Annotated in this window: 23 protein-coding genes and 1 tRNA gene; 10 read left to right on the plus strand and 14 right to left on the minus strand. The window is 61.1% G+C overall.

The features are described 5' to 3' along the window. Positions 1-32: 32 nt before the first annotated feature. On the minus strand, positions 33-758 hold the full coding sequence (locus AACL53_RS09850) for a peptidoglycan-binding domain-containing protein (RefSeq protein WP_339084332.1): 726 nt from the start codon (positions 756-758) through the stop codon (positions 33-35). 259 nt (positions 759-1,017) lie between these two features. Between AACL53_RS09850 and AACL53_RS09855 the strand changes: the two genes are divergently transcribed. Both AACL53_RS09855 and AACL53_RS09860 read left to right on the plus strand, forming a co-directional pair. After that, positions 1,018-1,401, plus strand: a complete 384-nt coding sequence (locus tag AACL53_RS09855) for a DUF5330 domain-containing protein (RefSeq protein ID WP_339084333.1) — start codon at positions 1,018-1,020, stop codon at positions 1,399-1,401. 136 nt (positions 1,402-1,537) lie between these two features. Then, positions 1,538-1,969 (plus strand): SufE family protein, encoded by a 432-nt coding sequence (locus tag AACL53_RS09860; RefSeq protein ID WP_339084334.1) that lies wholly within the window; start codon positions 1,538-1,540, stop codon positions 1,967-1,969. Positions 1,970-2,008: 39 nt separating this feature from the next. Here the strand turns inward: AACL53_RS09860 and AACL53_RS09865 are convergent, their stop codons facing one another. The 3 genes from AACL53_RS09865 to AACL53_RS09875 all read right to left on the minus strand — a co-directional run bounded on the left by AACL53_RS09865 (position 2,009) and on the right by AACL53_RS09875 (position 4,133). Beyond that, on the minus strand, positions 2,009-2,584 hold the full coding sequence (locus AACL53_RS09865) for a DUF6456 domain-containing protein (RefSeq protein ID WP_339084335.1): 576 nt from the start codon (positions 2,582-2,584) through the stop codon (positions 2,009-2,011). Continuing rightward, complete coding sequence (locus AACL53_RS09870; protein WP_339084336.1) at positions 2,575-3,132, minus strand: helix-turn-helix domain-containing protein; 558 nt, start codon at positions 3,130-3,132, stop codon at positions 2,575-2,577. Before AACL53_RS09870 ends, AACL53_RS09865 begins: the two co-directional genes overlap by 10 nt. A 593-nt stretch (positions 3,133-3,725) precedes the next feature. Next, on the minus strand, positions 3,726-4,133 hold the full coding sequence (locus AACL53_RS09875; RefSeq protein WP_339084337.1) for a MucR family transcriptional regulator: 408 nt from the start codon (positions 4,131-4,133) through the stop codon (positions 3,726-3,728). Between the two features lie 349 nt (positions 4,134-4,482). Between AACL53_RS09875 and AACL53_RS09880 the strand changes: the two genes are divergently transcribed. After that, the gene (locus tag AACL53_RS09880) at positions 4,483-6,639 is read left to right on the plus strand and encodes a S9 family peptidase (protein WP_339084338.1); all 2,157 of its coding nucleotides are present in this window, start codon (positions 4,483-4,485) and stop codon (positions 6,637-6,639) included. A gap of 12 nt (positions 6,640-6,651) precedes the next feature. Here AACL53_RS09880 and AACL53_RS09885 read toward each other — a convergent pair whose 3' ends face one another. From AACL53_RS09885 to AACL53_RS09895, 3 genes are all read right to left on the minus strand, one after another. After that, positions 6,652-7,824: a hypothetical protein gene (locus tag AACL53_RS09885; RefSeq protein ID WP_339084339.1), complete on the minus strand. Its 1,173-nt coding sequence runs from the start codon at positions 7,822-7,824 to the stop codon at positions 6,652-6,654. A 282-nt stretch (positions 7,825-8,106) separates the two neighbouring features. Then, entirely contained in the window at positions 8,107-8,238 is a 132-nt protein-coding gene (locus AACL53_RS09890; protein ID WP_339084340.1) for a hypothetical protein, read from the minus strand. 274 nt (positions 8,239-8,512) lie between these two features. Beyond that, the gene (locus AACL53_RS09895; RefSeq protein ID WP_339084341.1) at positions 8,513-9,847 is read right to left on the minus strand and encodes a hypothetical protein; all 1,335 of its coding nucleotides are present in this window, start codon (positions 9,845-9,847) and stop codon (positions 8,513-8,515) included. Between the two features lie 740 nt (positions 9,848-10,587). Between AACL53_RS09895 and AACL53_RS09900 the strand changes: the two genes are divergently transcribed. After that, positions 10,588-11,763, plus strand: coding sequence for a putative peptidoglycan binding domain-containing protein (locus AACL53_RS09900; protein WP_339084342.1), 1,176 nt, complete (start codon positions 10,588-10,590; stop codon positions 11,761-11,763). Positions 11,764-11,794: 31 nt separating this feature from the next. Here the strand turns inward: AACL53_RS09900 and cutA are convergent, their stop codons facing one another. Continuing rightward, positions 11,795-12,172 carry a divalent-cation tolerance protein CutA gene (gene cutA / locus AACL53_RS09905; protein WP_339084343.1) on the minus strand — a complete coding sequence of 126 codons (378 nt, stop codon included), beginning with the start codon at positions 12,170-12,172 and terminating at the stop codon, positions 11,795-11,797. A gap of 54 nt (positions 12,173-12,226) precedes the next feature. On the opposite strand from cutA, the gene AACL53_RS09910 reads away from it, so the two are divergent. Continuing rightward, positions 12,227-13,009, plus strand: a complete 783-nt coding sequence (locus tag AACL53_RS09910) for an NAD kinase (RefSeq protein WP_339084344.1) — start codon at positions 12,227-12,229, stop codon at positions 13,007-13,009. Positions 13,010-13,285: 276 nt separating this feature from the next. Here AACL53_RS09910 and AACL53_RS09915 read toward each other — a convergent pair whose 3' ends face one another. After that, a complete protein-coding gene (locus AACL53_RS09915) occupies positions 13,286-13,876 on the minus strand; it encodes a nitroreductase (protein WP_339084345.1) in 591 nt (196 codons plus the stop codon). 114 nt (positions 13,877-13,990) lie between these two features. On the opposite strand from AACL53_RS09915, the gene AACL53_RS09920 reads away from it, so the two are divergent. After that, positions 13,991-15,922, plus strand: coding sequence for a VWA domain-containing protein (locus tag AACL53_RS09920; RefSeq protein WP_339084346.1), 1,932 nt, complete (start codon positions 13,991-13,993; stop codon positions 15,920-15,922). After that, the gene (locus AACL53_RS09925) at positions 15,919-17,013 is read left to right on the plus strand and encodes a hypothetical protein (protein WP_339084347.1); all 1,095 of its coding nucleotides are present in this window, start codon (positions 15,919-15,921) and stop codon (positions 17,011-17,013) included. Before AACL53_RS09920 ends, AACL53_RS09925 begins: the two co-directional genes overlap by 4 nt. On the opposite strand, the gene AACL53_RS09930 is transcribed toward AACL53_RS09925, so the two are convergent. Beyond that, complete coding sequence (locus AACL53_RS09930; protein WP_339084348.1) at positions 17,000-17,638, minus strand: hypothetical protein; 639 nt, start codon at positions 17,636-17,638, stop codon at positions 17,000-17,002. The two genes, AACL53_RS09925 and AACL53_RS09930, sit on opposite strands and share 14 nt — an antisense overlap. A gap of 75 nt (positions 17,639-17,713) precedes the next feature. Next, positions 17,714-18,751 carry an amino acid ABC transporter substrate-binding protein gene (locus AACL53_RS09935; RefSeq protein ID WP_339084349.1) on the minus strand — a complete coding sequence of 346 codons (1,038 nt, stop codon included), beginning with the start codon at positions 18,749-18,751 and terminating at the stop codon, positions 17,714-17,716. 194 nt (positions 18,752-18,945) lie between these two features. Between AACL53_RS09935 and metC the strand changes: the two genes are divergently transcribed. After that, positions 18,946-20,133, plus strand: coding sequence for a cystathionine beta-lyase (metC, locus tag AACL53_RS09940; RefSeq protein WP_339084350.1), 1,188 nt, complete (start codon positions 18,946-18,948; stop codon positions 20,131-20,133). 25 nt (positions 20,134-20,158) lie between these two features. Here the strand turns inward: metC and AACL53_RS09945 are convergent, their stop codons facing one another. Continuing rightward, positions 20,159-22,126 carry a murein L,D-transpeptidase gene (locus tag AACL53_RS09945; RefSeq protein WP_339084351.1) on the minus strand — a complete coding sequence of 656 codons (1,968 nt, stop codon included), beginning with the start codon at positions 22,124-22,126 and terminating at the stop codon, positions 20,159-20,161. A gap of 207 nt (positions 22,127-22,333) precedes the next feature. After that, a tRNA-Arg gene (locus AACL53_RS09950) sits at positions 22,334-22,409 on the minus strand. Positions 22,410-22,767: 358 nt separating this feature from the next. Between AACL53_RS09950 and AACL53_RS09955 the strand changes: the two genes are divergently transcribed. Then, positions 22,768-23,094 carry a hypothetical protein gene (locus AACL53_RS09955; protein WP_339084353.1) on the plus strand — a complete coding sequence of 109 codons (327 nt, stop codon included), beginning with the start codon at positions 22,768-22,770 and terminating at the stop codon, positions 23,092-23,094. A 68-nt stretch (positions 23,095-23,162) separates the two neighbouring features. Here AACL53_RS09955 and AACL53_RS09960 read toward each other — a convergent pair whose 3' ends face one another. Then, on the minus strand, positions 23,163-23,633 hold the full coding sequence (locus AACL53_RS09960) for a hypothetical protein (protein ID WP_339084355.1): 471 nt from the start codon (positions 23,631-23,633) through the stop codon (positions 23,163-23,165). 450 nt (positions 23,634-24,083) lie between these two features. Between AACL53_RS09960 and AACL53_RS09965 the strand changes: the two genes are divergently transcribed. Continuing rightward, positions 24,084-24,311 carry a hypothetical protein gene (locus AACL53_RS09965; protein ID WP_339084358.1) on the plus strand — a complete coding sequence of 76 codons (228 nt, stop codon included), beginning with the start codon at positions 24,084-24,086 and terminating at the stop codon, positions 24,309-24,311. The last annotated feature ends 155 nt before the right edge of the window (positions 24,312-24,466 follow it).

Here is a 24,466-nt window from a genome sequence, read left to right on the forward strand (position 1 = left end):
CCGGTACGTTATCAGCAAGCATCGGGAAACCCCTAGTGCTTCGCTGCCTTGGCTATCGCCTCGCGCCGCGCCTTCGGCTCGCCCTGCAGACGGATCAACCGGCTCATCAATGGACCGGATATGCGGCCGGTGACCTTCAGCTTCTGGTCAGTCTCGAATTCGCGGACGGCACGGGCGAACTCGGGCGTCATCGCGGAACCCGGAACGCCCGTCTGATAGCCAAGCGTCGCGAGTTGCTGCTTGACGGAGCGTACGAGACTTTCGCCATCGGCCGTCATTGTCTTGCCGGGCCTCGCGGCGCTCGGCGACATGGACGAAGAACCGAGGATCAATTGGCTCAGAAGCTGTTCGCTCGGTTCGCCCGTCAACACGAGGCCGTTGTCGTACTCGTAAGCGAAGATCGCCGCGCGCGTGACCATTCCCAAAACGCCGTCTGGCTGACCGGGCTCATAACGGATGTTGCCAAGTTCGCGTTGTATGCCCTTCGTCAGCTCCGCGCGGTTGGCATCGTCGCTTTGGCCCAAGGGCGCAGGCGGCAAAACGCCGTCGGCTGCGGGCTGGTCGGCTGCGGGACCCGGCGACGTCGGTCCAAGCGCAATGCCCGGACCATCGACCCACGAGGTGCGATCCGTCACGATGCCGCCCGTTTCGATGGCGCTCGTCTTGGCGGTGTTCTGGAAGACGAACATGTTCAGAGCCACGCTCGTCGTCGCCAGCAGCGATATGACAGCTGCGAGCTTAATATCCCTCTCGGTCATGCTGACGCCCGTTGCTCGTTCCCCAAGCGCGAAGTATGGCGAGTCAGCCGTTAAGACCTGCTTAACCGTCGGGAGATTCGGGCCCGCAAAGCACATCCAATTTATCTAAAACTTGAAGCAAAAACGGTTCGAATTGCATTGCACAAACTAGCGTGACCTTGAGCCGGGGCTGGTACCCATGGAGCGAGGGTAAGAGCCTTCACCGCCAGTCCGTTCAACGGCCGAACCACGTTCGGCCGCAGATGGGAAAGTTTGAGCTATGGGTTTGTTGCGTATTGCTACGTTTGCCGCGGTCGCCGTCGCACTGCTTCCGTCCGACCGGGAACAGCAGCAGCGTCTTTACGATCGCGCCGGGTCGACGGCGGAATGGGTCGTTACATTCTGCGACCGCAACGCTGCGACGTGCGCGAAAGGCTCGGAATATTGGTCATTGTTCGTTGCCAAGGCCGAGTTCGGCGCCAAGCTCGCCTACGACATGATCCGCGAGCGGGAGGCTTCGAGCCTCGCCAACACGAACTTACACCTCGATGAGGGCAAAGGCCGGGTTGCACCCGCTCTTCTGGAGCGAGAGAGCGGCACTCTGACGCCAGTCGACAAAATGCCGGACTGGCGCGGCAAGAACACCAGCAAGAGCGGCGTTTGAGAAATACTTAGGCGATTGAGCTCAAGCTATTGGGTCGCGCCCCAAGCGCGTACCGCCTTGCCCTCGACCGGCCTACATACCTATGTGTATTGTAGGTGAATGCCCGATTAAGCGGGTTGCAGGCTGGACTTTCCCGATGACCCTCGACGACATTCGCGCCGATTTCGCGCTCCTCGACGATTGGGAGGACCGTTATCGCTATGTCATCGAGCTGGGGCGCGCGCTCCCGCCATTCCCGGACGCCCTTCGAACGGACGCCAACAAGGTCCGAGGCTGCGCGAGCCAGGTCTGGCTGGCGACTGACCGCGTCGCCTCGACCGCTGGGCCGAGCGCCGGCGACAAGCTCGAAATGCAGGGCATGAGCGACGCTCACATCGTCCAAGGCCTGATCGCCCTCCTCTTCATCATCTACCGGGGCAAGACGCTCGACGAGATCCTGAAGACCGACGCCGAAGGTATTTTCGCGAGCCTCGGCCTCAAGGATCATCTGACACCGCAACGTTCGAACGGGCTCGCCTCGATGGTGAAACGCATCCGCTCGGACGCGACCGAGATGCTCGCGGCTTAACTTCGAAGCACACGCTGAAGCCTGGACTTGGACCTGGGCTCAGACTTGGCCGGGGTCGATCGCAGGGCGGTAGTCGCTCGCACCCCAATGCCTTACGCGCGCCGGTCTTCGATCATTCGCTTCGGGCGGCGGTGGAAGCATTCCGTAATGCCGAGCGAGCTGGCGTAGCGCGATTTGCAGAATGATCTTGCCAGACCGTTGGGGCCAGCCGCTCGCCTTCTCGCTCGCCTCGAGGCCCTTCAAATGGCAGCAGACGTCGATCAGAACGCCGGCGAGGTCAGGTCCGACGGCTGCGAGCGCGCGCTTGACCCGCTCGTGCGCTGCTACAACGGAATCGCGAATATCCGGCCCGATGTCCGGCGCGCCTCTCGCACCGCCTCCCCCACTCAGGAACGCCGACCAGTTGGTGGTGACGCGCGGGGTCATTTGCGCAAACCAAAAATCGGCGCGGAGTTTTTCGCCCGCATCGAATTCGGCATCGGTGAGCATCGGCTGACCGTCCTTGTCCTTGCGCCGCGCGAGCCACGCAAGCGGGCTTTCCGCGAGATTGCGTTCGGGCGCTTGATGCTCAGCACTCTGCGAAACGCGGCGAGCGCGAGACGTTCTTACTTGCATTGCTGATCCTTGGTGCGGGGGTGAGATTTCTGGGCGCCGGATTTCTGGCTCCCTGAGCGGGCTTCGCGCATCACCAGCGTCGGCAGTGCCCATCCGAGCACGTCGAGCGCGCGATCGAACGCCGGGTTGTCGCGCCGGCATTCGACTTTGAGGCAGGCATGAGCGACCGTTGTCCGATCGCGGCCGAACATGGCTCCGACCTCGGTCAGCGTCATGCGGCAACAGACGTGAGCGAGATACATGGCGACCTGCCGCGCCTCGGCGATGTCTTTGGCGCCGCGCGTACAGTGCCAAAGTCCTTCCGAACCGATGCCGAAGACGTTCGAAATCGCGATATCGATCGCGAGGCGCGCGCAGCGGTGGCGATGTTCGGCCTGCCTGAGATTAAGATTGGACGTGGACTGATCTTGCTGCGCCGGCGAAGACGACGCCGAACCGCGCAAGATCAAGCGTACGCGTGGTCCGAGTATTGTGCCACCGATGCTGCCATCCTCGGCGGTGGCCCCGGCGATGTTCCGGGTCAGAACTGAAGACGCTATCTGTTCCATTGCATGAGAAGAATACGGCCGTGCCACATCGCGGGGATAAGTTTTTTGTCGCTACTCGCGTTCACCCTAACGGGATTGCATTCTTAGAAAGATATCCCCGCATCTCGCGACCGCCGCACAGTCGGCGGCATGCAAAATCGCGTTTCGATACGAGACACCAGAGCGCCTCGAAATGCGTGGCGCGGGGGTCATCGCAATTCAGAGTCCAGTTGTGCACGCGACGCTGCGCAGCTCTTACCGGTCTGGCCTAAAGATCTCGCCGACCGAAGCCCCGAAGGGAGACGAAAGCTCGTCGCCCTCATCGAGCGCGAGATCAGAAAGGAGCGGCGGCGCGGGCTCGCATGCAACGCGGCATATGACGTGGCTCGCCACGCCGCCCTCAATCATTTGCTCAAGGAGGAGCGCCGAGCCCTCGCCGCGCTCGAACTTTCCGAAATCGGAAATCGTGTCCGGGGCGGCGGGGACCGATTAACTCATAGACGATAGTTGCGGCATCGTCGGTCAGCGCCAGTCCTTCGATCAGCCCAAGCTGATATTTTTCGACGGCTGCTATTTTTCCCGACGCGGGCCGCTACTTCTCCCTGCGGGTGCCACTACTTCTCCCTGCGGGTGCCCAGGCCCATCTTCTTGGCGAGCTGGGAGCGCGCATTGGCATAATTCGGCGCGACCATCGGATAGTCCGGCGGCAGGCTCCACTTCTCGCGGTATTCTTCCGGCGACAAGTTGTAGTGCGTCCGCAAATGACGCTTCAGCGATTTGAACTTCTTGCCGTCTTCGAGGCAGATGATGAAATCCGGCATGACCGATTTCTTCACTGCGACTTTCGGCTTCGCCTCTTCCCGCTCCTGCGGAACGGTGCGGCCCGCTGCTCGGCTCAAAGCAGCGTGGGTTTCAGCAATCAAACCCGGCAGTTCGGTCGACGAGATCGAGTTGTTGCTGACGTAGGCGGCGACGATCGTCGCCGTGATCGTCACGAGTTCGGGGGAGGCTGAACTTTCCATTCGTTTGTCTTCCGCTTCCTCTGGCGACCGAGAACCCGGCACCGCGCGTCCATCCATGTCCACATCCCGCCTTTGCCTTGTACAACCGTTACCGGCAAAGCCCGTCGCGGATCTCAACACCACTTAGAGAAGACTTGGAGATCAACTCCACTTCACTTGCGAAAGCTTTGACTACAGGACGACTTCCCTGTCAATCTCGGCCCCTGTTTAGATTACGACATCGCTAATGCTTGGCGATCCCGCCTCTCCATTTGATCATTACTCGGGCATGTTCGCGCGTTGACGCGCGCGCCCCGGCGGTCGAGAAGAAGCGCAAATCCGTTCCCACCATCAAAAAGGTCCGCACCCCATGACCGGCCAAACGAAAACGCCTGCTGCCATCGAAGACGAGGCTGCGGCTCAGCCGCGCCCGCCGGTCGCGGAGCGTGTGCCGACGGTCGTGACGCACCATGGTGTTACCCTCAGCGACGATTACGGCTGGCTTCGCGCCGCCAACTGGCAAGAGGTGATGCGGAAGCCCGACGTCCTTGCCGCCAACATCCGGTCGCATCTCGAAGCCGAGAACGCCTATACGAAGGCGATGCTTGCCGACACGGAAGCGCTGCAAGCAACCTTGTTCCAGGAAATGAAGGCGCGTCTCAAGGAGGACGACCGGCAGGTTCCGCAGCCCGACGGCCCCTACGAATACTTCCCCCGCTTCGTCAAAGGCGGACAATACGCGCAGCTCTGCCGTATTCTCCGCGGTGGCTCGGTGGACGAGCCGGAAGTCCTTCTCGACGGCAACAAGGAATCCGAGGGGAAAGGGTATTGGGATCTCGGCGCCACGGCCCACTCCGGCGATCATAAGCTCCTCGCCTATGCGATCGACGACAAAGGCTCAGAGCTCTACACGGTCCGCGTCCGCGATCTCGCGACGGGCAACGATCTCGCCGACGAAATCCCCGACACCCACGGCGGCCTCGAATGGTCGAGCGACGGGAAGACGCTGTTCTACATCAAGGTCGACGAGCATCAGCGGCCGCTCTTCGTCTACAGCCACGCGCTCGGAACACCTGCTTCGGAAGACAAACTCGTCTACGCCGAACCCGATTCCGGGTTCTTCGTTGGATTGTCGTCGACGCAATCGCGGAAGTTAATCCTCATTGACATCCACGATCACGAAACGAGCGAAGTGCGGCTCATCGATGCCGAGAACACTGACGCGGGGCCGAGGCTCGTTGCCGCCCGGCGCGTCGGGCACCAGTACAACGTCGAACATCACGGCGCGAAGCTCGTTATCGCGACGAACTCGGAAGGCGCGGAAGATTTCCGCATCGTCACGGCGCCCATCGAAAATCCGGGGGAAGCGAACTGGCGGGAAATCGTCTCGCACAAGCCCGGACGCCTGATCATCGACGTCAGCGTGTTTCAGAACTTCATGACGCGTCTCGAACGCGAAGAGAGCCTGCCGCGCATCGTCGTCACGCCGATGAAGCCCGAGACGGACGAATTTCTCGACTGCAGCGGCGAGCATACGATTGCGTTCGACGAAGAAGCTTATGCGCTCGGGCTGAGTTCGGGATACGAGTTCGATACGACGCGCATCCGCTTCACCTATTCGTCGATGACGACACCGGCGGAGACCTACGATTATGATATGTCGACGCGCGAACGGACGTTGCGCAAGCGGCAGGAAATTCCGAGCGGGCACAATCCGTCGGAGTACGTGACGCGGCGGCTTCTCGCGCCCGCAAAGGACGGCGGACTCGTTCCTGTCACGCTTCTTTACAAGAAGACGACGCCGCTCGACGGCTCCGCGCCGCTCTTTCTTTACGGATACGGCGCCTATGGCATTGCTATGCCAGCATCGTTCTCGACGGGGCGGCTATCGCTCGTCGACCGCGGCTTCATCTTTGCGATCGCGCACATTCGCGGCGGCAAAGACAAAGGCTATCGCTGGTACAGCGACGGCAAGATGAAGAAGAAGAAAAATACGTTCACCGACTTCATCGCCGCAGGCGAACATTTGATTTCGGAAGGCTTCACGCAGCGTGGCCGGATCGTCGCCAACGGCGGATCAGCAGGCGGGATGCTGATGGGCGCAATCGCCAACATGACGCCCGACCTTTTCCTCGCGATCATCGCCGACGTGCCGTTCGTGGATGTGTTGAACACTATGCTCGACAAGGATCTGCCGCTGACGCCGCCCGAGTGGCCCGAATGGGGCAACCCGCTCGCGAGCAAAGAGGACTTCGACTACATCCGCAGCTACTCGCCCTACGACAACGTCGAGGCGAAGAATTATCCGCACATCCTTGCTCTCGCCGGCCTGACCGATCCACGCGTCACCTATTGGGAGCCGGCGAAGTGGATCGCGAAGCTCCGCCGGCTCAACACAAGCGACAAGCTTGTGCTTCTCAAGACCAATATGGGCGCCGGCCACGGGGGCGCCTCGGGGCGTTTCGACGGGCTAAAGGATACGGCTTTCAACTACGCGTTTGCGGTGAAGGTGGCTGGCTGCGCGTAGCGTAGCCAGCTCTTAAGCCGTCGCGAGGTCGCGACGCCGGTAAAACCGGCGGAACGGGCGGGTCCGCAAACGCAACTCCCTGACGGACCTCTTCAGGTTGCTTTCAAGCACGGCGGCGCGCAGGACCCAGGCCAAGCTCGTGGCTCCCCTCTCCTCCGCGGCGGCGATGGCTTGGCTCGCGCAGTGCAAATCGTGCGGATTATCCAAAGGAACGCGGAAGTAGTGATGCGGTGAGCGAACCTTGGGAAACGTCGGGAATTTGTCCAGGACGCCAAGAGACGCCAGCATCATCATCGTGCCGCGGCAGCTGGCGCACACCCCGCAATTGTGAAAAGCCGAAGGACGCTCGTAGCATATTCTTGCTGCTTCCCGCAGAGGCGCCCAATCCTTCATCGCGCTCAACTTGTCGAAGCGCGAGTTGAGCGCTCCGTCGTGGATGATCTGCGTCTGGTCCGTCGACAGCAAGTTGTCGATCAAGGGGCTCGATCCCCACGGCCTCAGCGACAGGTACCTGAGCGAAGACGGGACGAAGAAACGGTTGACGCCGGACGACAGGATGAGCGCGGTGCCGCTCAATATGCTGCCGTGCGATATTTCCCACGGAATCGACCGCACGAAAGCGCGGGCATTGGTCGTCACCCTGACGAGTTCGACACCCATCTCAGCCAGCAGCGGTTCATACCGCGCGGCCGCGGCTTCGTAGATATCCGCATCCTTTAGTGGAATATCGAAGCCATGGACGAACATCGCGTATTTGGTGCGGAATCCGGCTGGCCGGTCCTTGTTCAAAAACTGCGTAAAAAATGAATCGACGCCGCCCGAGAACGCCGCCGCCGGATGTCCTGGCGAAATGGTTTCCGGTGTCAGTCGTCCGCCCGTCAGGCGAACGGGGTGGAATTCATTTGGAAGCCACGCATGCACGACCTTCCAATATTCATCGAAGCCAAGACTAAGACGATCAGAGAACGGGCCATCGATATGGATTTCCTCATTCCGTGCCGAGGCAAGCGAACTGAGCGCCACGACGAACGGCTCGACGGCGCGCGAGCAGAGATGTTCGTAGCGCTGCGGAACAGTGAACCAGAGCTCGTCGGGAAAGTTCCCGCCGTCGCGCTCAAGACTGACGTGAGCGCTCAACGTTACGAAACCGTCTTTTGCCGTGAGCTCCGGCGCGTGAATGCGCATTCTTATTTCTCGGATCGTTCGCTTCGATGGTCGCCTATTGCGACTTGCTCGTAGGTCTCTTCTTTACGGCCGGATTGCAATTCATGGCCGCGCCCAAGACGGGGGACAGTGGAAAATATAGTTGTGGGCCTGAGGCCGCTTCGCCGGAAAACGATCTTGACCCCTTACGGGCCCTGCCGGACTTAGCGTCCGAACTTCGAGCGCGCTAAGCGTGGCGTTCGGCGCGACACAAAAAAGGGCCCGCTGACAGCAGGCCCTTTTCGTCAAACTGGGAACGGCGGGTCAGCGCTTTCCGGCCTTTTGCGATTTCGCAAACGTGGCGGTGACGGAACTCGTCGCGGGCTGCGATTTCGCAGCTGCGCTCTTCTTAGGCTTGCGGACTTCCTTGTTCGAACGCTGTTGGCCTTTGGCCATAGCAAACCTCTTGAGTGTTGGAGGGCGCGTCGCATTAGACCTGCGGCGTGTGCGCCAACTCTTTCACACTGTCCCGACAAGCGCCAGGAGGGAACGCCCGGTTAGCCCATCACAACATTGCACAACTCGAAAATGTGAAAGCCCGCGCGGGGCGGGCCATTCAAGAAACAGTGCTCTAAACAAAAAAAGGCCCGCACTGGGCGGGCCGTCGAAAGTTGGAAACTTGCAAGAAAAAAAGGCCCGCCGAGGCGGGCCTCACATTCACGAAGCAGCGCTAGGCTGCAACGGTGCCGAAGAGAGGCGGTTTCATAGCCTCCTCGAGAACCATGTCGGACTTCAGTGCGATACCGATGTAGCGCACTCGGCCGGCTACCTTTTCCTTCTTCACGCCAAGGTCTGCAAATTCTCTTGCAAAGCTCGGAAGTGCTGCGGGTTCCTTGTTCTTAGATTCACACCACGAACAATAATCCTCGTAGAGTTCAGTAGCCGTGACGCTTGATCCGTCGCGGACCTCGATGTTCTCCTTGTAGAAACGTTCAGTGTTGGTTTCCGGGGCAAGACGCCTGACGGGCATCGTGCTGCGGCTTTCTGCAACCTTCGTCTCAACCTGATGCACTTCAGCGGGTTGAGCTTCGATTGCGGGCGTCGAGGCAACGGGTACTTCGAGAGGAATCTCGATCGACCGGTTGTCGTTGGCGCCAGAACGCGGCTTTTTCGTTTCAACGGTAATCGGTGTGAGCACCGGAACCGCCACCGCTGCCGCAGCGGTGCTTCCCTCCGTCAGCGCCATTCTGGGCGTGACAGGCATTGGCTGGCGATCATAGAGCCGCCACTGGCTGAATGCGACGTACATGCCGAACCCAGAACCGATCTCGAGCAGCAACGCGACGAACAGCGTCAAAGCCATCTGCACGTTTTCGATCTTGATGTTCGGGAAGAACGCATTCGCAAGCTCGGTCAGAACCTTGGCTTGCGGATCGGCTTCGGAGAGAGCAGGCGAACCTGCGGTCGCATCGATCTTCGCTTTAAGCTCGGCCATGCGGGCGTCGGCTTGCTTCGCCGAGCTTGCGGATGCGAGCTCGGAGTCGAGAGCCGTCAGCTGTTGGCAGAATGTCCGTTCGGTTTTCGAACTGACTTTCGTGCAGCCGTCCGACCATTGCCAGGCCTTCTGCATTTTCATGCCGTCGATCTGGCTCTGCACCGCCTCATAGGGTCGATGCTGAGGGATCCATCCGGCCTGCTCCTGCGCACGCTTCAGCTCGCCTCTCAAATCTTGATAGGCTTGAGCTTCCTGAGCACGCTGCCCGGTCGAATCGAAGCGGTTCAACGCTGCGTGTCCGAGCGCCGATGTCATTGAGTAGGCCGTAACGACCACCCAGACGAGCGCCGACGCAGCCGCCTGCGACCAGATTCTATTTCGAACTGCGGCAAAGAAGAAAAACGGTACCAGTGCTTTCATGCAGTCGGCCGCAGCTGAAGCTGCGCCGTAGATTTCGCCGTCAAGCTCGGTTCTTCCGAGACTGAAGCCGAAACGCCAGTTCATCGCAGCTGATACGGCGAGCAATACGCCTGCTGCTAGAACCCCCAACACGCCTAAAACGTGTCTCATCGTGTGCCCTCTCCTGTGAGAGGCCGGTTACGTTACGCGGATACAATACCGGCCATTTCGTCTTGTGGTCCCTGCGTCCGAGGGGGGACGCCGACCAGGCTCCGGAACGCACAACGGGCGTGGCTGCCAATGATGTCCACTTCGTTCGGCTGTGAGCTCCGATGTCATCCCCATGACACCGGCAGACGAGCGACGCGGAGACCGCGCAACCAAGCAAACCAGAGCTGCCACTCCCAACGCTGCCTCAAAGTATCGCCACGATTTCGCCGCAAGAAATCAGAGGTGGATAAATCTTTTCCTCAAGGCAGGCCGAGGGTGGAAAACTTCGTAATTAAACTCCCCTCCCCTTCACGCCTAACTGAGTCGCTCCGCGATGTGAATCATCGAATCGCGAGAAGAATCAGAATTGTAGGATTCGGTTGCCTGAGCTCCGCAATGGTCTCAGCCTGAGTATTCCTGGCGCTGCCGACGGTTGAAAAACGCCGGTTATCAAGAGGTTTTGCACCGGTCGCCCGAGGCTTATGCACGGCTGAAATGTGGCAGCGGCGCTTGCAGAGCGACGTTCCGGCGCAACAGCGAGGTGAGGCTTTAGGAACACTCCACCGTGCCGACGCGGGGTGTTCGCAATTCCCGTTTACCAAGTCTCGCCGGCGATGCATTGTCCTGGCGCACGTCAGAAGCTTCGCCCACGGCGTTATCGGTGCAAGCCACGTGCGAGTGCGTTAAGTGGAGTTTGCGCCATGCCGCGTCTCGGTGGAGTGCTGTTGCTGACGGCGACTTCCCTGCTCGTCACATACAGCTATCTTTTTCCAGCATCCGATCACACTGCAGACCTCTCCGAGGTCACGCGCATCTCGGCGGCGCCGGACCGTGACTATCGGAGCGATAGCGGAACTCAGATTTTTTCAGCTGCGTCGCCCGTGTTTCACGAGGTGATCCCCGACGAAGGCGCCGGTGTCGCGGTTGCTTCTCCGCAGAAGCCCGGAACGTGGACCACCGTGGTGACGTCGGCGCGTACCGTCTCGACACCTCTCAAATCGGCGGAGCCCGGTGATCCCGAAACGCGCGCCGAACTGGCGAGCGATCTGCAGCGCGAGTTGAAACGCGTCGGCTGCTACGAAGGAGAGATCACCGGCGCATGGAACGGTTCGACGCGGCGTGCCCTGGCGGCATTCATGGATCGCGCCAATGCCACGCTTCCAACGGACAATCCCGATTACGTCTTGCTCGCGCTCGTGCAGAGCCACCATGGAGATGTGTGCTCCGCCGAATGTCCAGCTGGCCAGATCGCGGACGGCGGCCGTTGCGTGCCGCGCGCGGTCGTCGCTCAGGCGACGAAACGTTCGAAGCGCCTCGATGAGCGCAGACTGGCCGCCGCTCGTCTTTCCGGCAATGAGCAGCCTACGGTCACGGCGGAGCCTGAAAAGCTTCCCTGGCTCCAGAATTCGAATGTGGCCGAGGTTGCGGCTGCGCCGCGCCGAGAGCTGCCGCCGGGGCTGATGTCGATCGGAGCCGCGACCGTCGAGACTGCGCCGCTGTCTCCGTCGAACAGTGCCGCTCGCAGCGCCTCATCCGCTTTTCAGGGGCCGGCCTCTCAGGGATGGACGGTCGTCACGCCCGTCCGGCCGCCGACCGATACGGCAGCCGATGTCTCCCCGAAAGTTGCAGCTCTTGGCGACAGCGGCGATACGGACGATCTCTCTGCCGACGCGGGTGCGGACACCAACGCGGTTCCCATCGCCATCGAGAACGACGGCGCCAATGCGCATGCGGCGAAGTCGAAGTCATCCCGGCGCACCTATTACGAAGATAGGCCGAGACGAAAATATGCCTCATCGGGACGGGGCCGCCGTGGTGATCCCCGGCCTGGGACGATGCGCTACAATGTGATGCAGTCGCTTGGCGGCATCTATTGATCGCCAGATGCGGGTCGTCATGTGCTGATCGTCAGGGCCGCGTGCCGCCGACGACCCAATTCAAATAATCGGAACTTCCTCCGACCACCGGAACGACGAGGACCGCGGGCGTCTCGTAGGGATGATTGGCGACGATATGCGCGACGGCGCGATCGGCTCCCTGGCGGGAGAGCTTGGCAATCAACACGGCTTCTTCGGCGGTTTCCGTTTCGCCCTTCCAGACATAGATCGACGTCATCGCGGGCAGTACGTTAATGCATCCGGCCAGGCCCTGCTCTACAAGCTCCCGGCCCAGAGCCAACGCCGCGGACCGATCCGGGAACGTGGCGTAAATCATCACCACATCGCCGGCTGGCGTCGCGGGTTCCTCTTCGATATCCCGCGAGGGGGGCTTGTCGTTTGTCGACACTTGGGCGAGCTTCCCTGCCTTGCTGCGCGACCCCTCATAAATCGAAGGGCCTAGATGCCGAAAGAAAAACACAAATTCGAACGCATCGCCTTCGTCGCGAGCGAAGTTCCCGAAGCGATCGAAGCGCAGGCGGCCTTGATCAAGCGTTACGGCGAAACCGTACCCAACGAAGCCGATGCCATCGTCGCGCTCGGCGGCGACGGCTTCATGTTGCAGACGCTACACCGCTTCATCAACGACAAGATACCGATTTACGGCATGAATCGGGGCTCGGTCGGCTTCCTCATGAACGACTACAGGGAAGACGACCTGATCGAGCGGCTGCAGGCTGCCGAGATCAGCCGCATTCACCCGCTGTCGATGATCGCGACCGACTCGGCGGGGAAGGCTCACAAGAGTTTGGCGATCAACGAGATCTCGCTGTTCCGCCAGCGTTATCAGGCCGCCAAGTTGCAGATCGCCATCGACGGAAAGGTCCGCCTGGAAGAGCTGATTTGCGACGGGGTCCTGGTTTCGACGCCCGCCGGTTCGACAGCCTATAATCTATCGGCCCACGGACCCATCCTGCCGATCAAATCACAGCTTCTGGCGGTAACGCCCATCAGCCCTTTTCGGCCGAGGCGCTGGCGCGGCGCCCTCGTCCCGAACCGGGTTCATATTACGATCACCGTTCTCGAGGAGGAGAAGCGGCCGGTCAGCGCCGTTGCCGATCACTTCGAGACCCGCCACGTGGTGAAAGTCGAAATCGAGCAGGCCCGCGCCATCGAGCTTTTCATGATGTTCGACCGTGAGCATGGGCTCGAGGAGCGCATCCTGACGGAGCAGTTTAAATTTTAGTTGTCTGCGCCGGGCTACTCGCGTTCCGAGAGCCGGCCGCCAGGCAATCTTTAGTGGTGCCAGGCGACTCGCGTTCCGCGAGCCGGCCGCCAGGCGCGGAAAGAGCCCCAAAAACCGACTGGCCCTCCTACAGATGCCTCGGAGCACCGGCGGAGGGCCATGATTTGGTCAAGTGCTACATCCCGTTCTTCGGGCATGGCGGTGCTGATCCCGCCGCCACGAATCAGGATCGCTGACGCGTATTCCGAACGGTCGCACGTTGTGGTTAACAGGGCATTAACCCGCCGCTTCCGAGGCCGGCCAGTGGCTGACGAGCGCGTCGATGTTCGGGCGTTCACGCTCTTCAGGCTTTTCCATCGGCGTGCCGATGTAAATGAAGCCTGCGATCTTCTCGTTTTCGGCAAGGCCCAGCCCCTCGCGGACGGTCGGGCTATAGGCGATCCACTCGCTCAGCCACGACGTGCCGAAGCCGAGGGCGTTGGCGGTGAGGCACATATTGAAGCAGAGGGCGCCGACCGACAGCACCTGCTCCCATTCCGGAGCGCCGGGTTTCGGCTTTACGGCCGACACGACGGCGACGACGACAGGCGAGCGAAGGAACCGGCCGCGCTCGGTTTCGAGGCGGATTGGCGACGGCGCCTGGCGGTCTTCTTTCTCACATGCTTTGGCGAAGATTTCTCCGGCCGCCTTCCGAGCGTCGCCTTCAAAAACAATAAAGCGCCAAGGCGAGAGCTTCTTATGGTCGGGAACGCGCGCGCCCGTCGTGAGGATTTTCTGCAGTTCCTCGGCGTTCGGTCCAGGTGCTGCGAGCCTATCCGGCTTCACTGACCGTCTTGCCGCAAGAAATTCAAAAATATCGGGATTCATGTCATGTTCCGTACTAATTCGTGTCTGTCTCGCTATACGAGGCTCCGGCCTGTTACAAGCGGCCCATTACAGTCAGAATTGACACAATGAGCGAAAAATGGGCGTGGAGATAAAATGCGCCGGGATTTTTTGAAATTTGTCGCGGCTGTCATTGCTGCCGTCCCTTTTATCGCCGCCGGGCCGGCTGTCAGCGGCGATGCGCCGACAGCCATGGTCGTGCTCGATGGCTCGGGTTCGATGTGGGCGCGCCTGCCGCCCGATAACCGCGCCAAGATCGATATCGTGCGCGAGAAACTCGGCAACCTGCTCGCCATGCCGAATTCGACGCGACTGGGCCTCGTTTCGTTCGGGCACCGCCGCCGCGGCGACTGCAACGACGTGGAATTGATCGCCGGGCCCGCCAGTCCGCGTCAAGCCGTTCTCGATCCGATCGCCAAGCTCAATCCGCGAGGCCCCGGCCCTCTTACGTCGGCGCTCACGGTTGCCATGACCGCGATCGGACAATCACGTCCGGCCCAGATCGTCTTTATCGGAGATGGCGCAGACAATTGCCGGCAAGATACGTGCGCCGTCGCCGCCGGGTTCGCAAAGACGTCACCGGGCGTCGCCGTTCAAGTCATAGGCATCGGCATTCCGGCCCACGAACGGCCGCGCATGGCGTGCATCGCCGAGGCGACGGGCGGCCATTACTACGACATCGTGGATTCCAACGGTCTCACTGCAGCGATCGACGAGGCGACGCGGCTCGCCATTTTAACGCCGGGCGCGCCGATTGCGGGCGGCACCAATCCGGGCGACGGCAAGCCGACGGCGCCGCCGCCGCCCGAGGGCGCATCGCTCCGAGCATCGGCCGCCCTTGTCGACGGTGGCGCGCTTCTCACAGTTCCGGTCAAATGGCGCGTTTATAAAGGTGGCGAGAAAACGCCGCTCGCCCAGTCGGAAGGTCAGGACATCACCGCTAAGCTCGCGGCCGGCAGCTACGAGGTCGAGGCCGAACTCGGCGCGCTGACGGCGCGTCAGGACCTCACAATCGCCGATGGAGACAAGCAGAGCATCATCGTGCCATTCAACGCCGCGCATCTTGTTGCGCGCGTGAGTTCGAGCAAAGGCGGCAACCCATCTCCCAATGCCGTTTTGACCGTCTCTATCGGCGATAAGCCGGTCGCGATCGCGAGCAACGGCGCGCTCGATCTCTATGTGCCGCCCGACACCTACACGCTGACAGCAGTCGACGGCGCGGCACGCGCGGCGCAATCCATTCAACTCGCAGCCGGAGATGCCAAGCCGCTCGACATATCGCTCGGAACAGGACGTCTCGATCTCTCCGCGGCCGCGGGAGACGGCGCCAGCATTCCAGACGTTTTATTCGCTGTTTCCGCGGACGATCCTGAAAGTCCGGACGGCCGCCGCGAGGTCGCGCGATCGCGTAGTGCGAACGCGAGCTTCACCCTTCCCGAGGGCACCTACTATGTCAGCGCGCGCTCGAAGAGCGGCGACGTTCGCAAGCGCATCGCCGTCGGCGCCGGGCAAACCGTGAGCGAAACGCTGGAGCTCGTCCTCACGCCGCTCAAGGTCTCGGCTCTCGTCGCTGGCGCTCCCGCGAAGGCCGATCAGAACATTTTCTATCGCGTCGATCGCATCGATGGCGATCACACCGGTATCGCACGCGCGATGGGTCCGGATCTCTCGCTCGACCTGTCGCCGGGGCGTTACCGGATCACCGCGTCACTGGTCGTCTCACACATCTCGGCGACAAAGGAAGTCGTCATAGAGGCTAGGAAACCCCAGACAGCGACCATCGACATCGCCGCCGGAGAGGTGAACTTCGCTCCGCCCGCGGGCGAGGCGCTCCCTGCCGGCGACGTCTACTGGGAAGTCGCCGACGAGAGCGGCATGCCGACATGGCGTGCCACCGGCACGGAGGCGACAGCGCTCTTGGCTCCAGGCCGATACACGGTGCGCTTGGAAGCGCGCGGCAAGCACGGGCAGGCTTCATTCGAAGTTCGCGCCGGTGAAAGCCAGAAGATCGAGATCGGACCAGGATGACCGAAGCTTCAGTGAAATCATGCGGATCGCGGGATGAGCGGCAACGGCGCGGAATGATCGGCGGCACTGCGGCTCTGCTCCTCGTCGCCCTTCTATCGATCGCCGGGGCGACGATTTCGTTCGCGCAAGAGCCGATCCCTGATGGACCGCCGACCGGCCCTTGGGGTCCATCGATCGAGAAGCGCCGGAACACCACCACCGTCGAACGCGGCAAGACCCCGAAAGGCCCAGGCGTCAAGTTCGTCGCTCTGCTGACGGGCGACGGCCAGCAGATCGATCAAGGGCTGGTGTGGCGGGTTTTTCAGTCGTCCGGTCAGCCGGGAAAATCGAAGCTGCTCATGGAGTCACATGAGGCTAGTCCGTTCTTCAAACTCAATCCCGGCGAATACACCGTCAACGCCGCATTCGGACGGGCCAATCTAACCCGCAAGATCGTCGTCAAGGCTGCCGATGGTCCGCCGTTCGAAGCGTTCGTGCTGAACGCGGGGGGGCTGCGGCTTTCGGCGCTGATCGGCGGGAAGCCTGCGCCGGCCGGTTTGGTGACCTATTCCATTTTCGCCGACGATCGCGATCAGTTCGAAAGCCATTCGGCCGTCATCACGGGGGCTAAGCCGAACCTGATCATCCGGCTCAATTCCGGCATCTACCGTGTCGTTTCGCAGTATGGCGATGCCAACGCAAAAATCGAAACGGATATCACCGTCGAGGCGGGCAAGCTGACGGAAACGACGGTCACGCATTCAGGCGGCAAGGCGACGTTCAAGCTCGTCACACGATCCGGCGGCGAAGCGATGCCCGACACACGCTGGACGATACAGACCGAGGACGGCGAGACGATCAAGGAGAGCGTCGGCGCGCTGCCGACGCATGTGTTGGCGCCGGGAAAATATGAAGTGACGGCCTCTTCCGGCGGACATATTTTCCAGAAGCCCTTTCAGATCAAAGACGGCGACAACGTCAACGTCGAGGTCATGATGATCGTGTCGCATGAACAGCGCGGCCAGCCGTCGTCCACCGGCGCAACGACGATCATGCCGACGGAACAAGGCGGGTCGCAAGGCGGCTCGACACTCGATTTCAAAAATCGGTAAGAACCCAGTCCGTCGGGCAGCCGTTGTCCCGCATCCGCTTTTCGATGCGGGCGTGATGCTCGGCTTCGCCCGCTTGGAGATACGCCGTGCGCGCCATTTGCCACTGTTCGCAAGCCGTGGTCAGGTCGCCCGCGCTATGCGCTGCTTCGCCCAGCGCTAGACGAGCTGCAGCGTGTGCACCGGGCGGCCCATGAAGCGCGCCATATCCGGCTGCGGACCGCAACGCCGCCATGCGCGCGTCCGCTTTACCTAGTCGCGCGTGAGCGGCCGCCAACTCATAGTAGAGGCCGGAAAGCGCGGTCTTTTCGCCGCGAGCGAGGGCCGTCTCAATTTTCTCGAGGATTGTTTCAACGCTTTCGACAGGCGCAAGCGGCGTTTGGGCTTGCTGATCGGGCGCCAGCAAAGCAACGCCAGCGGGCGTGCGGGATAGTGCGTGCAGTGGTTGGGCGTGCCCTGGTTCGTTCGACGGTTCTTGAGGCATCGCGGATGAAGATTGCGCGGCTTGAGATTGCGCGGCTGGCCGTCGACGCCGCGACAACAGCAAAATGAGGGTGAAAAGGACCGCGATCGGGATCAGAAAAACGGCGGCGCTCAGCAGTGTTTCAAGCGTTGCCTTGTCGCCCATGACTAACCTCGTGGTTCACGAGCTCGCGTGCATTTTCTCCGGCAATCTCTGCCCGGCACCTTGGCGCGACTTCTATCAGCGGAAGGGCGCCGCATACATCAGGCCGCCTTTGCTCCACAAATTGTTGAGGCCGCGATCGAGCTTCAACGAAGATCCCTGCCCGAGCGTCCGCTCGAAGATCTCGCCATAATTGCCAGCCTGCTTGACGACTTGATAGGCCCAATCGCGCGCCAGGCCCAGGGGCGCGCCGAGATCGGCATCGAGACCGAGAAAGCGGCGCACCTCGTGGGAGGGAGACGACTTCATCGTGTCGACGTTGGAACTCGATATGTTCAGTTCTTCGGCGGCGACGAGCGCCATGAACGTCCAGCGGACGATTGCGAACCAGCCGTCGTCGCCCGTGCGCACGGCAGGCCCGTACGGCTCCTTCGTGATCATTTCCGGCAGCATCATCTGGTCAGAGCCGTTCGACATGCGGCTTTTTTCGTATGCAAGAAGGGATACCTCGCCCGTCAGGACGGTGCAGCCGCCACTCGCATAGGTCTTGACCAAATCGTCCCACCGGTCGGACGTGATGAGCTGATAGCGCATCTTTCGCGATCCGAAGAAATCGGCGATCGCGGTTTCATCGCTCGAACCCGTCAAGACGCAGATCGAGGCGCCGGAAAGCTCGAGGACGCTCGCGATCGAATGGTTTCGCGGGATGATGAAGCCCTGGCCATCGTAATAGAGGGGGCTCGTAAAGCGCGCTCCGAGTTCCGTGTCCCGGGTGAGCGTCCAGGTCGTTGCGCCGAGCAGCACGTCGATTTCGTTGTCTTGCAACGACTTGAAGCGATCGCCGGGGTTCAGGCTGAGATATTTGACCGCGTCCCGGTTCCCGAGCACAGCCGCCGCCAGTGCGGAACAGAATTCGACGTCGAGCCCGCTCCAGGTTCCCCGGGTGCTGACTTCGCTGAAGCCCGCCTCACGGTCCGAAACGCCACAAACGACCTTGCCCCTGGCCCGAACAGCATCGAGAGTGCTGGCCGCCGCGCTCCAGGCCTCGGAGGACAGTCCAACGCCCATCACAACGAGCGAAACCGCTGCCGCACAGAGCCTCGACACACTTCTCATCTGTACTCTTTCGGCCAATGCTTCACTGAAGTCTCTTCGTTTTCCCTCGAGCAGACGAAAGCAACGGCCTCGGGCGCGCCCGCCCATAAGTAGCTCGCCCTGCAACACATCCCGCGCCCACGCCGAATGGTCAAGGCCTTGACCATGAACGAAAGTTGCGCCACGAGGACGCGAACCGCCCGGAGAAGTTGAAAATGGCGAAAAAAGACGACAGTTCCGAGCGCGGCGAACAGCCTGAAACGGAGGTCGTGCACCTCGGGCGCAAGCCGTTCGAGCAGCACGGATTTGTCAACACTCCGGTATACCGGGGATCGACGGTTCTCTATCCGACGCTCGATGCCATCAATCAGCGGACGCAGCCATTCACGTACGGACGGCGTGCGACGCCGACGACGAAAGCGCTCGAAGACGCGATAACTCATCTCGAAGGCGGCGCGGCGACAGTTCTGACGGCGTCGGGCCTCGCCGCGATTTCGACCGCGGTGCTCGCATTCGCCGAGAGCGGCGACCACATCCTGATGCCCGACAACGTCTATCAGCCAGGCCGCGCATTCGCGGACAAGATGCTGAAGAAGCTCGGCGTCCAGACGACGTATTACGATCCGCTCATCGGTGGCGGCATCGCCGATCTTTTCCGTCCCAACACGAAACTCGTGCTGGTCGAAGCCCCCGGCTCGCAGACATTCGAGATGCCGGACATCCCGGCAATTGCTACTGCTGCCCGGGCCAAGAACATCTGGGTTCTCGCGGACAACACCTGGGCGACGCCGTTTTTTTGCAAACCACTATCGCTCGGCGCCGACGTATCTCTCGAGGCCGCGACGAAATACATCGTCGGCCATGCCGACGCGATGATGGGCACGATCACCGCAAACGCGCGCGCCGCGAAGTATCTCGACAACGCCAAGGAAACGCTCGGCACGTGCCCCGGTTCGGAGGAGACGTATCTCGCTCTCAGAGGTCTCAGAACGCTGGCTGTCCGTCTCGAGCGGCATCAGCAATCGGGCATCGCGGTCGCGGAGTGGTTGGCTGCCCGTCCCGAGGTCGACCGGGTTCTGCATCCGGCGCTTCCGGGTGACGCCGGCCACGCGATCTGGAAACGTGATTTCAACGGGGCGAGCGGTCTCTTCGCGGTCGTCCTGAAACCTGTCCCCGAGAAAGCACTCGCTGCATTTCTCGACGGGCTCAAGCTGTTCGGCATGGGCTATTCGTGGGGCGGCTACGAAAGCCTCGTCATCCCGTTCGATCCGACTTCATACCGGACGGCGACGCGCTGGCGCGGACCGGGGCCGGCGCTTCGGTTCCACATCGGCCTGGAGGCCGTCGACGATCTGATCCACGATCTCAGCGAAGGGTTCGCCCGGCTCGAGAGCGCGCGGTAGCCGCGACGGCCGCTCAAAATTCAACTCAGAACCCGAGCGCCCGGCGGATCACATCGCCGACCGTGTTGCCGTAGGAGTAGCCGCGGCCGGAGCGCATCCATCCCATATCTCCGCCGTAGCTTCCGTATCCGCCACGGCGATCATAGCCGCCACCATGCCTCCTGCGGTCTCCGTCGTCGTCTTCGTCTCTTCGTGCGGAGCGGTAGTGCACCTTCTTGACCGCTGAGGTTTCCAGCGTCTCGGGCGTCACATGCTCCTGGGTGACGTCGATGTCTTTCCACTTGCCGGCGAGCGCGAGCGTGATGCGTTTCTGGTGGCCGTAGTAGTCGTCAAAAAACTGCGGCGTGCCGTCGTTCGCGACCCAGGCCGTAAAGTATCCAACATGGACGGGGATCGGCGTATTCAGGGCAATTTGATTGTCCATGGGACCTTTGTTGACGAGCTGCCCGACGTTCGGGCTCGAGTGTCCACGGTCGATGTTGAAGACGAGTTGCGCGAACTGCTGGGGATTTCGCACGCGCATGCAGCCGTGACTGAACAGGCGAACGCGTTCGTTGAAGAGATGTCGCGAGGGCGTATCGTGGAGATAAACCGAGTGCTTGTTCGGAAAGAGCAGCTTGACGAGGCCGAGCGCGTTGTCGTCACCCGACGGCTGATAGATCATATAATTGCTGAGCTTGGCTTTCGACCAGTTCACGCGGCTGCTGTCGATGACATGCCCGTTGTGCATGACGACGTAGCCTTGCCGCTCGATCGAGCGGCCGGTTCGAAGAGCCGTCATCTTGATCGAGTCCGGCAGGTTCCACCTTGGACGCAGGACGATCTTCGTCATGTCCTTCGAGAACACGGGCGTCTGCGTGCTCGGCGTGCCGACGACGACACGCTCTTCGAACACGGGCTTATTGTTGTCGGTAAGCACGATCGAAAACGCTGGAATGTTGACGAAGACGTGGGTCGCGCCGAGCGAGCGCGGCATCCACCGCCACTCTTCCATGTTGGCGACCACGGCCGCGATCTTCTCAGGAGTCGTTACAAAGTCTTCGCCGGACAGCTTTGCTCGCGTGCTCGCGCCGACGATACCGTCCGCGTGAAGTGACTTCGATGCCTGGAATTTTTTGACAGCCGCTGCCAGCTGATCGTCATACAGCTGTTCCGATCCCGGAGCCGAGGCAATTCCAAATCTCTGTTTCAGCGTCGCGACATCGGCATCGCGCACGCCGGCCTGGAGCATCGCGCCTCGCCGAGGGATATCGAAGCGATCCGCCTCGGTCGCGGGCGTGTGGCCCCGCAAACGTGCGAGGAGCGCCTTGAGTTTGAGGAATTGGTCCTGCGACGGTTGAAACGCGCGCAATGCCTCGTCAGGGTTCTGCGCGGCGGCCAATCGCGTAAGTACAGACGTTGCATCGGTGATGACGGGGGCGCGATCCAAGTAGCCGGAGAGGCGCTTTTCAGGCTCTGAAATGCGGCTGCCCTCGGCTTCGTGGGCGTACCGCAAGGCAGCGGCGCTGATTTCGAGTTCGGCCTGAGCCGTCTGCTCCGGAGTCCAACTGCCGGATAGGGTCGGCTCCTTTACTGCGGCGAGTTCGAAGTCCGACGCCTTGAGACCCCAGTCCTCAGCCCGGCCCAGCTCTGCCATTACAAGCGTTGCTGCACGCGTCGGCCCCTGCTCATCGACCCACAAGGGCCGGCATTGGCGTGCCTGATAGAACGTCGAAACGGCGGCGCTATCGTTCTCTTCAAACGGTGCTGCGGGTTTGGCCGCGAGTTTCGCGCAGATGACGGCTGCGGTACCCATCAGCGGTTCCGGAGGTTCGCTGGATTCGACGCCTGGAGTTTCGACGATTGGCGATTCGACGACTGGGGCCTGCGGCGGCGTAACAGGCGCATCCTGCGCTCTCGTCAGTGACGGCTGGAGAACCGCGCCGATGATGCTCAGCGCAAAGATCTTTCCTTTGTGTGCGGGACGATGAGGGGGGCGGAGAGACATGGTCATTGCGGACTTACTCTCTATTGTCTGTTTCAGGGCCCCGGTGGAAGGCAAACTAATGCAGCCGCGACTCATCGCTAGAGTTAGTTTGAGAAATGCGGTCCGTGGTTAAATGTAGGTGACGGATTGAATTTGCAATCTCGCGACCGAGCGATCGAGCTCCAATTTTCGCATCAAGTTTTTTAGAGATGAATTTGGTGGCGATGAATTTTGTGGCGATCCCGGCAGGGCTCGAACCTGCAACCTTCGGAGTCGAATTCCGACGCTCTATCCATTGAGCCACGGGACCGTTGCACTACGCCATTCGGCCGAAGAACCGTCTCGAGCTTTGCGACGAAAAAACGCCATGAGCCCCGATTCTCAGCTGATGATCGCACAATCCGCGCGGCGGCAAAACGGAATAAGTGGAACCAATACTTCCATGCGTAGCTTTGGCCGCCTGTTCCTGGGCCGGATTGTCGCGAATGGACGGCACAGTGCTCTCGATCGCGAGCGACATTGAATTGAATTGATCAAAGAAACTCTTTCCTCGGCGCGATGGTTAGCCGCCTCCGAAGAACATCGATGGATCGCACGAATTTGCGCGGAACCAACGGCGACGAGAGGCCGTTTGCCTTGGGGAACGTCCACAAGATAAGGAGATTTAGATGAAGGTTATTAAAGGTGCGGTAGTGACTCTCGGCCTGCTCGCCGCTGGCTCCGCCGGCGCCATGGCGCAGGCGACCTACGACAATAACGGTCAGCCGCTAACGCCTCAGACTAAGACGCAGCCGGTAACTCCAGCGCCGTCGAACGGCGCAAGCAGCGGCGACACGGGCGTATCGAGCCCGGCCGGCATTCCAGCAGATCCAACGACGAATGAGAATGTTCAACCGGGTCCTTCGACCAATACGCCGAATGATCCCGCCGCGGGCTCCAATCCCGACGCTCGCGCTCCGACATCTCCAGCCGGAACCGGCACCTCTAGCCCGTGATATTCTGTGGGTAATACGTTGAAGGTTCCGGGAAGCCCGGAACCTTCATCAGCTTCAGCGCTGCACAATCAGTAGTCGCAATTCTGATATCGTCTCCACCAGTACGGACTGCCCGTCTCTATGGCTCTGCGGTACAGCCATTCGCAATCGTAGCCATAGTAGCCGTTATCGTAATAGCCGTAAGAATAGTAAGGATAGCCGACTATAAACCGTCCGCGGCGGTGATGGTGCCGGCCGCCGTTTCCGTAATAATTGCCGGCAAAATTTCGGTGACCGCGATCACCCATCCGCGGACCGCGCGGTCCGTTGCCACGGAAATTGCCAGCGCCGAAGTTCGGACCGGCGCGGTACGTCCGGCCGGAAAAATTCCCGCTCCGGTAATTGCCACCCCCTCCACTGAAGTGTGGTCCGCCTCCGCCGCCACCGCTGAAACGGGGCCCGCCGCCACCACCGCCGTTACCGTGTCTCGCATCGGCGACAGTCGTGCCCAGCGCGAGGAGCAGGATCGCTCCCAGCGCAGCAACGCTTTTTACCTTCATCTAGAACGCTCCTAGGTCTCTCTCAAACGGACGCCCTCACGACATCCATTGTAATAACGGGTGGGTAAATGCTGCAGTTCCGCACAGCACTAACCGGAGATGGCTAGCTGTTCGACCTTAGCACATTGCTCTGGGAGGAAGTGAGGCGTCAGGCGCGTCGCTCACGTCGCTCGCAGCGGCCGGCGCGGCTTTCACCGAGGCTGTCACGGGTTCAATGCGATTGCTCAACGTCCGGCGATTTGCGGCTCCGCTGCCGGACCCGGCCACTCACAGCGCCAGCCGTCGACGGCGCTCGCGTCGTCCCCGGTCGTAGGTGTTCATCAATCGCCTGCAAAACACGGTTCGACATAAACCGTTCCGTAACAGCATAGTGCTTGCTTGACTGAGTTGAGGGATTTCCAGGAGGCGAGAAGCGGCGCACAGTGATTTTTACGCGGAGGATGATTTGACATGTCTGTCGCTTACAATGTTTTTGGGCCCGAAGACCTCACATTGGCTGAAAGCGTATTGAACGAAGTTTGGACTTCGCTACCGAGCCGCGTTCGGAGCGGGCCGCACGGACCGGAGTGCCGGGACTGGTTGGCCAAGCAGGTGTTGGCCTCGATCCACAAGGACGACATCAATCGCGATCTTCTGAAGATCCGGCTGCTGAATACCGACATGACGGCGTGGGCTTGACGAGCGAGATTGGGAACAATTCGCGTTCTTCAGCCGTTTTTTGAACAGACGCATGCACCAGCGTGCGTCAGGCGCCCTTAAGCCAGGTGCCCAGGCCGCTGGGGAGCTTTACGCTTCCGGCGGCTTTGCTTTGACTTGAAACCTTGTAGACTTGA

Source organism: Hyphomicrobium sp. ghe19 (assembly GCF_902712875.1).
Lineage (GTDB): Bacteria > Pseudomonadota > Alphaproteobacteria > Rhizobiales > Hyphomicrobiaceae > Hyphomicrobium_B.

Bases quoted from the DNA above. Each gene is read 5' to 3' on its own strand.
- AACL53_RS09855 (WP_339084333.1), top strand. From the start codon at position 1,018: ATGGGTTTGTTGCGTATTGCTACGTTTGCCGCGGTCGCCGTCGCACTG.
- AACL53_RS09885 (WP_339084339.1), bottom strand. From the start codon at position 7,824: ATGCGCATTCACGCGCCGGAGCTCACGGCAAAAGACGGTTTCGTAACG.
- AACL53_RS09945 (WP_339084351.1), bottom strand. From the start codon at position 22,126: ATGACCATGTCTCTCCGCCCCCCTCATCGTCCCGCACACAAAGGAAAG.
- AACL53_RS09890 (WP_339084340.1), bottom strand. From the start codon at position 8,238: ATGGCCAAAGGCCAACAGCGTTCGAACAAGGAAGTCCGCAAGCCTAAG.
- AACL53_RS09895 (WP_339084341.1), bottom strand. From the start codon at position 9,847: ATGAGACACGTTTTAGGCGTGTTGGGGGTTCTAGCAGCAGGCGTATTG.
- AACL53_RS09965 (WP_339084358.1), top strand. From the start codon at position 24,084: ATGTCTGTCGCTTACAATGTTTTTGGGCCCGAAGACCTCACATTGGCT.
- AACL53_RS09875 (WP_339084337.1), bottom strand. From the start codon at position 4,133: ATGGAAAGTTCAGCCTCCCCCGAACTCGTGACGATCACGGCGACGATC.
- AACL53_RS09960 (WP_339084355.1), bottom strand. From the start codon at position 23,633: ATGAAGGTAAAAAGCGTTGCTGCGCTGGGAGCGATCCTGCTCCTCGCG.
- AACL53_RS09900 (WP_339084342.1), top strand. From the start codon at position 10,588: ATGCCGCGTCTCGGTGGAGTGCTGTTGCTGACGGCGACTTCCCTGCTC.
- AACL53_RS09850 (WP_339084332.1), bottom strand. From the start codon at position 758: ATGACCGAGAGGGATATTAAGCTCGCAGCTGTCATATCGCTGCTGGCG.
- AACL53_RS09935 (WP_339084349.1), bottom strand. From the start codon at position 18,751: ATGAGAAGTGTGTCGAGGCTCTGTGCGGCAGCGGTTTCGCTCGTTGTG.
- AACL53_RS09870 (WP_339084336.1), bottom strand. From the start codon at position 3,132: ATGGAACAGATAGCGTCTTCAGTTCTGACCCGGAACATCGCCGGGGCC.
- AACL53_RS09910 (WP_339084344.1), top strand. From the start codon at position 12,227: ATGCCGAAAGAAAAACACAAATTCGAACGCATCGCCTTCGTCGCGAGC.
- AACL53_RS09880 (WP_339084338.1), top strand. From the start codon at position 4,483: ATGACCGGCCAAACGAAAACGCCTGCTGCCATCGAAGACGAGGCTGCG.
- AACL53_RS09920 (WP_339084346.1), top strand. From the start codon at position 13,991: ATGCGCCGGGATTTTTTGAAATTTGTCGCGGCTGTCATTGCTGCCGTC.
- AACL53_RS09915 (WP_339084345.1), bottom strand. From the start codon at position 13,876: ATGAATCCCGATATTTTTGAATTTCTTGCGGCAAGACGGTCAGTGAAG.
- AACL53_RS09925 (WP_339084347.1), top strand. From the start codon at position 15,919: ATGACCGAAGCTTCAGTGAAATCATGCGGATCGCGGGATGAGCGGCAA.
- AACL53_RS09955 (WP_339084353.1), top strand. From the start codon at position 22,768: ATGAAGGTTATTAAAGGTGCGGTAGTGACTCTCGGCCTGCTCGCCGCT.
- AACL53_RS09930 (WP_339084348.1), bottom strand. From the start codon at position 17,638: ATGGGCGACAAGGCAACGCTTGAAACACTGCTGAGCGCCGCCGTTTTT.
- AACL53_RS09860 (WP_339084334.1), top strand. From the start codon at position 1,538: ATGACCCTCGACGACATTCGCGCCGATTTCGCGCTCCTCGACGATTGG.
- metC (WP_339084350.1), top strand. From the start codon at position 18,946: ATGGCGAAAAAAGACGACAGTTCCGAGCGCGGCGAACAGCCTGAAACG.
- AACL53_RS09865 (WP_339084335.1), bottom strand. From the start codon at position 2,584: ATGCAAGTAAGAACGTCTCGCGCTCGCCGCGTTTCGCAGAGTGCTGAG.